This window comes from Chryseobacterium sp. HNCC26DJ241 (genome assembly GCF_057180505.1).
In genome coordinates, this window is record NZ_JBXUGL010000001.1 from 395,695 (window position 1) to 407,957 (window position 12,263).

The following is a 12,263-nucleotide window of genomic DNA, read 5'->3' on the forward strand; positions in this document are numbered from 1 at the left end:
AATCTTTATTGTGAATCATTTTTTGAATTTTTCCAGTTCTTCTTTTATCATTTTTTCCAAGGCAAAAGCATTTTTAAAAAGCATTTTTATCTGCTCTTTTGTATCTGGACTATTATTTCTGTCCTCAGAAGCATTACCATAGATTTGTAAAACTTTATGAAGAGTCTCCAAAGCTAATTCATATTGTTTTAAATTGAAATGACAACAACTGATATCATAATAAATAGCTCCTATAGTTTTGGGATCTTCAGAATATTTTTGATTGAGAAACAGTCTCTTATGAAAATATTGGATAACAACTTCCCATTTTTCATACTTAAGAAATAAAGACATCACAGTGTGATAATATTCATCTAAAATAGTGTATTGTATTCTGCTTGTGGAAATATAATATTCAGTAGCTGTAGACTCTATTATCATGCTATCCACTAAAGAATTATAACTTTCTAAAAACTCCTCCATTTTTCTTTCAGTAGTTTCAATTCCTTCTAATGTTTCTTGTAATTCGGACAACTCAAATAAAAAAGAAAATATTCTTTTTATTATTATCAAGAGATTATCTTTAGAAGAAGTCTCGGAAACAATATCTATGTATTTTTTTTCTAATACATTTAATTCTACATTAATTAAACTACTAATTATGGGAATATTATTAATATTAAAGGCACATCCTGTTATTGTTTCATAAAAATTAGAAAGGATGCTCTCTATTTCTGGATTATAGACTTCTTCTTCCTTATACAAAGCCAAAGCTTTGTTATATGATTCTAATCCTCCATCAAAATCATCTAAATGAAGGTAGCACATCCCAGATTTTATATAAAGATTGACTACAATATGACAATCCACATTATCTCTACCTAATAAAATATCAATTTCCTTCGTGGTATATTGATTAGCCTTTTCATAGGCTTCATGCTCAAAATATATAGAAGATAGTTCATTATAATATTCGGGATCTTGATTTCCCTCATCCAAAATGTTAAATCTTGACTTGATAATCTTTTCTAAATTTTCAGCCATAATTTTTTTATGTACTAATTCTTCAAAGATAGTAGCACATTGTATATATAAACTAACTGATGAATGATTTGAAGGGAGTTTACTACAAATTTCTTTGCTTTTTTGTAAAAGATGTTTCGCTTCTTCCAGATTTTCACGTTTCAGATGAACTGCTGCAAGTTGACAGTATAGATGAGAAAAATAATGATGATTCTTATTAATAAATATTTTTTCTTGAATTTTTAACGCTTTTTTGAATAATGCTTCTGCATTATCATATTCTCCTAATTCGAGATAGTATAATCCGATGTAACATAAAAGGGCGATGTTATGAAATAAAACTCCTTTATATACTTTAATAGAAGATAATAATTGTTCGGAAATATTTTTTTCAAAAATACTCACGATTTCTTGCCTACGTAAAATTACACTTTCCAAATCTCTAATTTTTGCAGTTAGCTCTTTATTCTCATCTTTAAGCATAAGAACTTCAGAGTGTGCATATAATATCACATCAACTATTTGAGTATTCGGTGTCAAGCTAAATTTACTTTCAAAATCCAATAAATTATTAATTTTATTTTCATTGAAAAAGAAATTCAAGGAATCTATCAAAGAGGTGTATAGCTTTTCTTTTGTATGATCATCAAATAAAGAATACAACTCCTGACTATATTGTAAAGAATCTTCATACTTACTTTGAGAAATAGAAATACTTGATAAAGTATGTAAGTTTGCTATTATTTCAATCGCGTTATCTGATATATTTTCTGTTTTTTTTAATTGATTCAAATAATAGATCATCTCCTTTTTTTGGGCTTTTTCATATAACCCCATTTCAATATAAAATGTAGAAGTTTCTAGTTTCAAGTATTTTATATCTTCAGTTTCTTCTGTAATATTTTCCAGTAGAGACTCAGCTAATGTCACATATTCTATATATTCTAAGGAATCTTCTTCTGGACTACTTGCCAAAACTTTTCTCAAATATTTTACAGTCGAATCAAAAAACTCATTTCTATGCAAAAACCTTTTAAGAATAATGTTTTTTACTAAACTTTGAAGTCGCATTCTTTGATTTTCAACTTTAACCCAACCTTTTTTTACAAGAACTTTGAGGTTATAATCAAATGCATCTAAAATTTCTTCTTCAGAAGTATTATTCAAGTAAACTTCCTCAAATAAATCCAAAGGAATAGAGTCTTCTTGCAACAATGCTATATTCAGGAGTATTTTGCATTGCTCTTCTTTTAATGAAGAGGTATCGAAGATAATATTGAGATATTCTTCGATATTTTCAATAGTAGTCTTTTTTCTTTCAACGCCATGCTCTGCCTCTATTTCAACCTGCTCCACGACATTGATCCCTTTTTTAATAAACCGATTAACTAGCGCTATAATGCTGAGACCTCTTTCATTAGCGGTTTTTGCCAATAATTCAATGACTAAAGTATGATACTCTATAGCCGAAAGCAGTCGGATTACATTGTCATCATCTTTTTCAACCGTATAAAAAGTGTAAAATAAATCCAATGATTCCCTTTTAAAATCGGGAGCAATATAATTTTCAAAACCTTTTAAATGCTGTTGCGAAGTCCCTAGAATATTCCAGTTTTTACTGAGAAGCGCCAATTCGTCTTTGTAGCTGGAGATGCTGTCGTCTAAATTATCTAAAACCAAAAGGTTGTTTCCTTCAATTTTTGCCAAATTCCCAATGACTAAATTCATCAATCCTTTTTCATTTTTCAAATAAGAATCATATTCCTTGGCAAGTCCCAAACCTCCAAGAAGCCCTATCCCTTTTTCCTGAGAAAAAGCCTTTGGAAAACCTTCTGCACAATTGAGCCAGACCATATTGGTAAATTGCTCAGCGTAGTGTTGCGAAAAGTGTTTGGCTAAAAATGTCTTTCCAATACCTGAAATTCCTGTAATATTCACTTTTCTGCTATTTTCAAAAAGAGAAAAAACGTCTTCAAGAACATCCATTCTTAACACAGATTCTTCCGAATCTATAGTAGGAATAACGTTGAGCTTTTTATGAGACACTTCATTATCTTGAAATTCAACAGGTTCTTCCAAATCTTCCTTTCTTGAAGAGAGAATCTCCTTTAGGAAAGTTTTGTCATCATCAAGCATTTTTCTTAAAAACTTTACAGGAAAAACATTGAAGAGTTCCTTATAGCCTCCGAAATAAAAGCTGTAAAGTTCAATAGGTTGTCGAGGATATTTTGAAGGAATCCCTTTTTTGAGGTGTCCCTGAATTGTTTTTATACTATACCCTACATTTTTAGAACCTTTTTTACCCTCTAAAAATTTTTTTAAAGGCGCATACTTAATTTTGTCATTGATTTTGGTCTGAAAATACTTTTGAGACTCTCCATAACAATTTTTTAATCGTGCCAGTTTATTTTCCATAAAATGGGCGACTTCATTTACTTTATCGGGAGAAATACTCTTAACAAGTTCCTCAAGTTCTTCAAATGTCTTTTGCATAAGGGTTTAAGTATTACGTGGGTATAAATATACCAAATATTGCGTCTTTAAAAAAAGGAGCATTAAAACTCCTTACATGATTGATATTTTTCTATAATGACGTCAAAAATATGCTTCTATGATTGTTTATTTTTTGTTTTACCAAGCGAAGAATCCACTTTCAGCAAAAATGATAAGGGAATTTCATCTTCTTTATCTCCATTAGAATGCAAGATCGAAGCTTTGTTTTCACTATCATATCTAACAATAGAAACAATTCCTTTTTCATCAATCTTATACGGAATCGATAAGTTTGCCCCTGTCAAAGCATGAAGAACTGTCATAATTAAATTAATCTTTTCTTCATTCTTGGGATTGTCCAAAAAACGCTCAAATATGTAATCTTCTTCATATCACAATTGGTCTGCAACCGCCTGCATGAGCCTGAAATGAAATTCGTTGCTTTCTTCAATGTTTTCAAAAGACTTCGCATCTGCCTTTTTCAAAAGTGCGGTATAGTTTTTATTTTTTTTCAGATTGGTAAATAATTTTTCTTTGCTGTAATCTCTCAAATCATTTTTTAGGTCATTGAGCATATAGGATTCTCCAGATGCTTCCAACGAGCAAAATGCCATCCCATTTAGGTTATGAATGGTAACTCCTTGTTTATTAATTCTATTACTGTAATTGATTCCTAAATATTTCATATACATTTCATAGCTGGATTTGTTACCTAAATCAAAATGTGGTAGTCCTCTTTCCTCAAGCAATTGAAAAAAACCTTCACTACGCCATTCCTCTTGCTCTCCTTTGATGCGTGATTTTATATAGTTCTTCAGCTTGTCCAAAGAGATGAATTTACCATTTTTGTACAAAATATGGTCTTCTTGTTTAGCCTCCATCATTTTCGGATTTGAATCAAACTGAACTCGTGCCGGAAATTTTCATTGGTATCTTTTGATTAGCCCATCAAAAAAATCTTTATTTTCCTGCATAAATTCGAGAAAGTCTTTTCCTTCTTCTGGGGTAAGTGTTTCGGTTTCATCTTCTAGTTTTTGGGCAATTCCTTTGATATGCTCCTCTTTAAATTTGCTTTGCGGTAGAAGATGATCCACCAGCTTTTTTGCAAAATTACTTTGCAGGGCTTCATAAGGTTGGGTAATTGCACATTGTTTAATTTCTTTATCCAGTTGGAGATGACTTTCGGGAGTTTTGGACATTGGAGGGTAATACATATAAAAACAGCTTACTTATAGAAATTTTACTCATTTTTTTCAGCCTGTCAAGAAAATGACGAGAATTTTCACTTCTTTTTCTCAAATCTTAATAGAAAAAATTTGGTTTTTATGTTGAAAAACAACCTTTTTTCAGAATTTTTGAATAAAACATCAAAAATTTTATTTTCAATCATTTAATTTAAAACATTGAATACAAGGCATTTACTTAAATTCATTATTTTCTTCATCAGGTAAAAACCAAAATTTATTTTGATTTCCCGTGTTATGGGTGCTTTACAGCACCTTTCATTTTCAAATTTTCCTTGAATTTTCCCAAATCTTAAATTTTTCCCCAAATATTCTTTAAATTTTCTCTTAATTTTCCACTTAACTAATTGGTAATCAATGTTTTAAATTTTATTATATGGTTCTTAATGCTCTACATTTGTAAGGTAAAACATCAGCAAATAAGTTTTTAAAAATTTCAGCATAAAATTTAAAAACTATTGCAATAGATACAAAACAGGTTACTCTTTTGAGTCCTTAAAAAGGAGAAATGAATGTCTAATCTTAAATCATTACTACAATGAGAAAATCTATCAAAGGCGTGGATCAATTAGAGCCTGGCGTATTGCACGCTTAATCCACGTATCGGGAACAAGTGAAGCACAGTAGCTTACCCGGCAGTTCAGGAGCAGGTACACTGCCTGCTCCTTTTTTAAAAACAAGAATTAAAAAAAATTCAACAACCATTTAAAATTAAAAAAATGAAACCTATTTATCAAACAATCAATTCACTAACAGCAGGAACTTTATACAGTTCGCAAGTTTATCAGTACAAAACCAAAGATGGGAGAGCCGTATTTGCCTTCTCCTATGAATACCAACCTGAAGGCTTTTATGAAATTGCCATTCATCATTTACCAAGCTATCAAGGCAGAGATGAAAGAGCTTCTGTTGCTCATTGGCTCGATGAATGTGACGAATCACCCTTAGACAAAAAAATATGCTTCCATGAAGGGAAAGAGCCTACTACGTTGGAGAAAGCCAAAAACTTCTCTGTGCAATGGGCTGAACTCACATGGAATTACATAAGAACCGGGGTTACCATTGATGAACAAATCATCAGAAACAACTAATTACAAATCACTATTAAATTTTTTACAATGAAAAAGCCAAAATTTAGAATTACAACCATTGCCTATCATCACATCGTCCAAAAACTGGGCTCTAGCGTTCCCGAACAAGGTGGCATCCTTATGGGTAGAAATGGAATCATTACCGATTTTATCCATGATGAGTTTGCAGAAACTACGGGTTCAACTTACAGCTTAAATGTAGCTTATCTGAATCCCATCATTAAAGAGCTGAAACTTCAAGGCAAACAATTGCTTGGAATAATTCACAGTCATCCAAACGGATATTCAAAATTAAGTGACCCAGATAGAGAATACTTTTCCAGCCAATTTAAAAATTTTCCCGATTTGGAATTTATGTACACCCCGATTGTGTTTTCTGCAAAACAACGAGAATTTGAGATTTTTCCCTACATATTCCACAAAAACGGAAGTGTAGAAAAAGCAGAATTGGAAGTCATCCCCAATAACTATGAGGACTACACCACCAAAGAAAAAAAATCGGAGGTAAATACAGAGGATGTTTCTAACGCCCAAAATCCAGACTTACCTCCAACTCCAGATGCAGAGACAATTGAAGACCGTAAAAGAATTTTTGTGAACATCAGACAACATATTGCTATTCCTAAAGTGGAAGCAGAACAAGTGTTATCCCAAAAAATGGCAACACTGATGTTAGTCCTCTCTTGGGTGCATTTCTTTATCCTAGGAGTTTTTGCAGGAGTTCTTCATATAGCGGTTCTCTATTTCGTTAAAAACCACATCGATTTCTCAAAACTTGCTGATTATTTCAGTTTTTGAAGAAATAAAAAATTGACCATCAACTAACAACAATCAACCAAAAACCAATAGTATGGACTATTCAAGAATACAAGACAGCGTAGATATGGGGCTCATCAGAGCCTCCCATATCGTCATCGTAGGAGCAGGAGGTTCTTACAGTTTAATCACTTCTTTTGCAAGAACAGGAATCGGCAAATTAACGGTACTCGATTTTGATACCGTAGAAGAAACCAATATCGTTCGCCAAGGTTACAAGCAAGCGGACATAGGTAAATTTAAAGTAGACGCTTTGGGAGAAGAAGTGCAAAGCATCAATACCGAAGTGGAATACACTGGAATTACCAAGAATTTTTTTGAGATGAATGACGAAGAATTGGATGCTATTTTCAGTAAAGCCAATTTACTGTTATTTCTTACGGATTCTTTTCAAGCACAGTCTTTTGGAAATATTTTAGCTCTTCGCTATAACAAGCCTGCGATTTGGAGCGGCTGGTATGAAGGCTCTAGAACCGCAGAATTATTTTTCCAAGTACCAGATTACACCACAGCGTGTTTTAGATGCGCTTGCTCTTCAAGATATCTTGCCAATGAAAAGGAAGAAGTAAAGGCAAGCTCTAATTCCAACACGATATTCCATTCACAACTTCTCGATAGTTTCATCGGTATAATGAGCCTTTCAATATTACACCGAAGCAGAGTTAAAAGCGGTTTTGTTTCCATGATTGATTTAGGATTGAGAAAATGCAACGAGTTTGAAAAATTCTGGAGAGGTATGTTGGATGAAAACGATCAGGTTTCTTACAACTTCTTTCAGTTTAAAGCACATCCTTTTGGCGGAAACAAATTGTTTGAAGAGGCTTACAACTCTTTAGGACATCACAGTGAAAACTTTATTTCCTTCTGGCAAGAGGCCGAGGCAGAGTTGAAAATTAATGGATATAGCTACGACTGCCCCGACTGCAATGGTGCTTTGCATCACAAAATACATGCTCACCATGACAACCAATAACAATGGACAAGCCAATCCCAATGCAAGAACACGGAGGACAAGTTCCTCCCGTTCTTCAACCGCAAATACTACTGAAACGACAAACCCTAACCCTCAATCTCCTCAAACCACTATGAACCCAACATTTCAACTCCTAATGAATGCCATCGGAAAACTGATTGTCTCTATTATACGGTTTATCCTTGCAATGTTTTACTCGGGCTTTAAGTTCGTGAACACCATTTGTGTCTTCTTCATCAATATGATTCAGGAAATCCTAAACCGTTTGCCATGATTAAAAAATTTCTTTTAAAACAGATTAAAAATCAACTCAGCAATAGTTCTCCCGTGGGAAAACAAGTCGTTGAAACAATTTGGGGTATAGATCATTCATTGAAAGCCTCCTTTGGCAAAGCAAATAAAATATTATCTCCGTATGAAGAAGGTTTTTGTATTGATGGAAAGAATTATTTTATGTCCATTTCTAAAAGCAGAGAAAATCTACTTGTCGTGGGTGGGTCAGGAAGGGGCAAGTCACAAATTATAGCAATTCCAACGCTTCTCAATGCAAAGAGCAAATACAGTATTATCGTTAATGATCCAAGCCGTGAATTATCAGTTGCTGCAATTCCTTATCTGCAATCGGTTGGTTATAAATGCTCTATTCTTGATTTTGGAAAGAAAACAGGCTCGTACTTTAACGTTTTAGATGGTTGTCGAGGAAATTTGATTCAAATGAGAAAAGTGGCTAAAACCTTAGTTTCTGCCACATCCCACGAGAAGGAGGACTTCTTCACACTTAGTGCAGAAGACTGCATTACGCTTTTTATTCAGTATGTAACCGAATCCGAAAATTATGAATTTCAAAATCTCGCCAATGTTTATCGGTTATTGTTGGAGTACCAAGCTAATCCGCATTTGATTGAAAATTTAATTGCAACCAAAGGAAGTGAGGAACTATTCAGAAAATTTCGTGCTCTTGCTGGAACTTCAGAAAATACTAGAAAATCCATTATTGCTTCTGCTTTGGCTGCACTATCGTTTATTGGCGAAGATCCAATGCTGTGCGATATTACGTCCAGAACCACGATTCAATTTGAAGATTTCAGAAGACAGCCTCATGCGTTGTTTTTACAGATTCCCGTAGGTGATACTAAATTTCACGCTAATATTTTATCACTTTTTTATCAAGAATTTTACCGATACTGTTTTTCTTATCTCCCGTCAGCGGAGGAAAAGGACATCTTTATGATTATGGATGAGTTCAGTTTGTTAAATATTCAGGGTTATTCTGAAATCATCAGTAATGCCAGAAAATTTAAGATTCCTCAACTGCTTATTCTCCAATCGGAAGCTCTTTTATATGCAAAATATGGCGAAAATGTCGCTAAAAACATATTAAACAATTGCAACACCAAAATTTATTTCGGAGGACTGACTAACGAAATTTATGATTTAGAAAAAATCCTTGGCAACTACGAATACAAGGATAAAGAAACAGGAAGTATGCGACAACGTCCACTCATGACAGCTTCGGAGATTCGGGAAATGAACGATATTTTGGTGCTGATTTCGGGAGAAAAACCACTGAAAGTTCCAATCACACCTGCCTATAAACAACCAGAACTGGTTCGCAAACTCAATCTCCGCTTGAGAAATCAGCAACAACCAATGAATTATAACGTCCGCTACATAGACCTTTCGCCTTTTAGATAGCGGCATAAGAGATTAAATACTTCTCATTAAAAATTATAAAAAATGAAATTAATGACATCCGCTTTAGAAAAACGCTTTGCCGAGATTGGCGACCAGTCCGAAACCCTCGACCCGATTATCGTTGCAAAATTCTTTAATCCCTGCGGTTCTGCTACATGGTATGCCACAGAATACGATGCCGAGAATCAAATTTGTTTTGGTTATGTAACAGGGATGACCTTCGATGAGTGGGGTACATTTTCCATTCCTGAACTGGAATCAATAAAATTACCCCTTGGATTAGGCATTGAAAGGGATATTTACTTCAAAGAAAAACGATTTAATGAACTAGTCAAAGAACACGAACAAGATAATAATCTGGAACATTAATCAAAAAATAAAACAATTATGGGAACACGAAATCTTACGATGGTTATTCAAGACCACGAAACCAAAATTTCTCAATATGGACAATGGGACGGTTATCCTGAAGGTCAGGGCCTTACCATACTTTCTTTTTTAGAGGAAAAAGAAAATATAGAAACCCTTAAGCAAATGCTTCCGAAAATACGCTTTGAAAATGAACAAGACATCAAAGAAAAAACTGAATTTTCAAAATCAATCGGAGCCAGAGAAGGTTGGGTAAACATTCCTCAATCTGAACTCTACGATCAAAAATATCCTTTGGATTCCCGAAATCTTGGTGGAGGGATTTTGGAAAAACTCTTGGAATACCAAAACGAATCTGAAATTGTACTCGTTGATTCTGAAAAATTCGCAGCGGATAGTTTGTTCTGCGAATGGGCATATGTTGTGGATTTGGACAATAACACACTAGAAGTCTATCGTGGTTTTAACGAATCCCGACTGACTTCCAAAGACCGATTCTATAATCTCCACAAGGGACATCAGCAATTTTATCCCATTAAAATTTTAAAGACTTTTTCATTGGATCAACTTCCCGATGCTGAAAAATTCATCTCGGAATGTTATCAGTTGGAAAAAAACAAAAGAATCTCTAAAGACAAAGATACAGAACAAGAATTGTAAAATCCAATGCTACCTGAACCCTGGACATATAACAACCTGCACGACTATTTGGACGATCTCTTCAATGGTAAAAATCCTAGTGATGAAGAGATTATTCAGGCAAAGAAAACGTATTGGCGGAGTTATAATAAACGGCTCAAACAAATCCAACGACAAAAAAACAAAGAAGTGACCATTTCTTTAAATAAAGAATTGCTTGAATTATTAAAAAGGAAATTAGAACCCAAACAGTCGATCATTGATTACATCAAAACTCTTTTAGAAAACCACTTACAAAGCAACGAAAATATCAATTCTAATCAGAAAAAGGAGCTTTTGCAGTTTGAACAGCAGTTATTCATCGTGATAGATTATTTAGAAAGCCTCCTCTACCAAAGAAAATTGATTGACATACAGCAAATGCAACAATTGGAAAAGTATCTCCAAAATCTGCAATTCGTATTAGAAAAGAATTTTTAAGAAATCAAGACAAAAGAACCAAGAACCAAGAAAAAAAGCCAATAACAATCAACTGACAACCACCAACTAAACAAAATGATTATCAAAAGCAAATCCTACAAAACCACCCGAAGTTTTAGCACGGTTTTGAATTATGTCTTTCGTGAAAACGAAAGGGATAACGGATTTGTTTTAACCAAATTCATCAAAGGTAAAGATTTATCAGTGGAAAAATTAGGACAACAATTGCTTTCTAATGAGCAAATAAGATTGAATAAAAGGAAAAATAATGTGCGTCTGTATATGGATATTTTGTCATTTCATCCGAGAGATGCGGAAAGGCTAAATAATGAAAAGCTCCACCAAATCGCCCTCAAATATTTATCACTTCGTGCTCCCAAGTCAATTGCGATTGCTACAGTGCATAAAAACGAGAAAAATCATACCCATCTCCATATTTGTTTTAGTGCTATAGAGTATAAAACTGGAAAATCAATACGGATTTCTAAGGAAGATTTTCAGCACAAAGTAAAATTAGAGATGGAAAAATACCAACAAGAAGTTTTTCCAGAGTTGATACTTTCCAAAATTAAGCATGAAAAATCTCTTGTTCCTAAAAAAGAAATGAAGAAGGAAAATGAGAAAATTCTGGAAGAGTTCGGAGAAATTTCCGAGAAGCAAGAACTTTTAAAAGTTTTGGAAGAAGCATTTAATCTTTCAAAATCTGAGAAGGATTTTTATAGAAAATTAGAGGAAAAAGGACTTCAATTATACTCCCGAAATGGAAAGGTTACTGGTATCCAAGGTAACCGAAGATTCAGGTTTAAAACGCTTGGATATACCTCCGAAATTCTACAACAATTAGAGCTTGACCCAACCCTTAGAAAACGAAAAGAACTACTCCAAAATATACACGAATATGAACACGAAAAAAACAAACGATATGAACTTTAAAAATATTTTTTACCAATGGACAAGCGGGGGTTCAGGGGAACTCCCCTGACAGGATCGCATTGGGTAAGGTCTGCAAGACCGTCACAATGCAATCCTGCACACGGAGTCCGTGAGCCAATAATTTTTTACAGAATTTAAGTTCCACTTTGGAAAAGTATTGTTTTTGAAAAACAATTTTTAGTGAATGCAAAGACCATTTTACAACAACCCATTTTAATTTTTCACAAGAATATAGGCAATAAAAACAGAGGTTTAGTTGCTGAATTTGCCCCAAATTCTCCGCAAATTTCGCCTCGTTTTTTAAGAGCTAAAGTTCTCTTAAAGTTGGAGAAGTTTCTTTTTTATACCCCAATAAAGTGTTAAGTTTCATGAAATATCCACCCCGAAATACCACCCAAAATGAAGCGAAAAAACAGCCCGTTTTTTCGGATAAAATGATGGGTAATATTCGGATCAAATTGAAACAATTGGCGGAAATCGAATTCCTGCTTCACGCAGAAAAAAAATCGCCAAGTAAGAAAAAATAAG

General features: G+C 33.6%; 15 protein-coding genes. 11 read left to right on the plus strand and 4 right to left on the minus strand.

Features of this window, described 5'->3' with window-relative positions; translation table 11 throughout:
* Nucleotides 1-15: 15 nt before the first annotated feature.
* The 4 genes from AC2A1C_RS01805 to AC2A1C_RS01820 all read right to left on the minus strand — a co-directional run bounded on the left by AC2A1C_RS01805 (nt 16) and on the right by AC2A1C_RS01820 (nt 4,694).
* Nucleotides 16-3,495: a tetratricopeptide repeat protein gene (locus AC2A1C_RS01805; protein WP_484022891.1), complete on the minus strand. Its 3,480-nt coding sequence runs from the start codon at nt 3,493-3,495 to the stop codon at nt 16-18.
* 116 nt (nt 3,496-3,611) lie between these two features.
* Complete coding sequence (locus AC2A1C_RS01810) at nt 3,612-3,818, minus strand: hypothetical protein (RefSeq protein WP_484022893.1); 207 nt, start codon at nt 3,816-3,818, stop codon at nt 3,612-3,614.
* Nucleotides 3,819-3,887: 69 nt separating this feature from the next.
* Nucleotides 3,888-4,376: a hypothetical protein gene (locus tag AC2A1C_RS01815; RefSeq protein ID WP_484022895.1), complete on the minus strand. Its 489-nt coding sequence runs from the start codon at nt 4,374-4,376 to the stop codon at nt 3,888-3,890.
* A 42-nt stretch (nt 4,377-4,418) separates the two neighbouring features.
* Entirely contained in the window at nt 4,419-4,694 is a 276-nt protein-coding gene (locus AC2A1C_RS01820; protein ID WP_484022897.1) for a hypothetical protein, read from the minus strand.
* A 764-nt stretch (nt 4,695-5,458) separates the two neighbouring features.
* Here AC2A1C_RS01820 and AC2A1C_RS01825 point away from each other — a divergent pair.
* The 11 genes from AC2A1C_RS01825 (at nt 5,459) to AC2A1C_RS01875 (ending at nt 12,262) form a co-directional block, all read left to right on the plus strand.
* Nucleotides 5,459-5,830, plus strand: coding sequence for a hypothetical protein (locus AC2A1C_RS01825; RefSeq protein WP_484022899.1), 372 nt, complete (start codon nt 5,459-5,461; stop codon nt 5,828-5,830).
* A 27-nt stretch (nt 5,831-5,857) separates the two neighbouring features.
* On the plus strand, nt 5,858-6,628 hold the full coding sequence (locus tag AC2A1C_RS01830) for an MPN domain-containing protein (protein WP_484022901.1): 771 nt from the start codon (nt 5,858-5,860) through the stop codon (nt 6,626-6,628).
* A 52-nt stretch (nt 6,629-6,680) separates the two neighbouring features.
* Nucleotides 6,681-7,619 (plus strand): ThiF family adenylyltransferase, encoded by a 939-nt coding sequence (locus AC2A1C_RS01835; protein ID WP_484022903.1) that lies wholly within the window; start codon nt 6,681-6,683, stop codon nt 7,617-7,619.
* The gene (locus AC2A1C_RS01840; RefSeq protein WP_484022904.1) at nt 7,606-7,893 is read left to right on the plus strand and encodes a hypothetical protein; all 288 of its coding nucleotides are present in this window, start codon (nt 7,606-7,608) and stop codon (nt 7,891-7,893) included. The genes AC2A1C_RS01835 and AC2A1C_RS01840 overlap by 14 nt, the downstream gene beginning before the upstream one ends.
* A complete protein-coding gene (locus AC2A1C_RS01845) occupies nt 7,890-9,314 on the plus strand; it encodes a type IV secretory system conjugative DNA transfer family protein (protein WP_484022906.1) in 1,425 nt (474 codons plus the stop codon). Before AC2A1C_RS01840 ends, AC2A1C_RS01845 begins: the two co-directional genes overlap by 4 nt.
* A gap of 42 nt (nt 9,315-9,356) precedes the next feature.
* Complete coding sequence (locus AC2A1C_RS01850; RefSeq protein ID WP_484022908.1) at nt 9,357-9,683, plus strand: DUF2958 domain-containing protein; 327 nt, start codon at nt 9,357-9,359, stop codon at nt 9,681-9,683.
* Nucleotides 9,684-9,701: 18 nt separating this feature from the next.
* Nucleotides 9,702-10,343 carry a hypothetical protein gene (locus AC2A1C_RS01855; RefSeq protein WP_484022910.1) on the plus strand — a complete coding sequence of 214 codons (642 nt, stop codon included), beginning with the start codon at nt 9,702-9,704 and terminating at the stop codon, nt 10,341-10,343.
* Between the two features lie 6 nt (nt 10,344-10,349).
* Nucleotides 10,350-10,802, plus strand: coding sequence for a hypothetical protein (locus AC2A1C_RS01860; protein ID WP_484022912.1), 453 nt, complete (start codon nt 10,350-10,352; stop codon nt 10,800-10,802).
* Nucleotides 10,803-10,877: 75 nt separating this feature from the next.
* Nucleotides 10,878-11,735: a relaxase/mobilization nuclease domain-containing protein gene (locus tag AC2A1C_RS01865; protein ID WP_484022914.1), complete on the plus strand. Its 858-nt coding sequence runs from the start codon at nt 10,878-10,880 to the stop codon at nt 11,733-11,735.
* Between the two features lie 15 nt (nt 11,736-11,750).
* Complete coding sequence (locus tag AC2A1C_RS01870; RefSeq protein ID WP_484022915.1) at nt 11,751-11,873, plus strand: hypothetical protein; 123 nt, start codon at nt 11,751-11,753, stop codon at nt 11,871-11,873.
* 230 nt (nt 11,874-12,103) lie between these two features.
* Nucleotides 12,104-12,262, plus strand: a complete 159-nt coding sequence (locus tag AC2A1C_RS01875; RefSeq protein ID WP_484022917.1) for a hypothetical protein — start codon at nt 12,104-12,106, stop codon at nt 12,260-12,262.
* Nucleotide 12,263 lies beyond the last annotated feature (1 nt).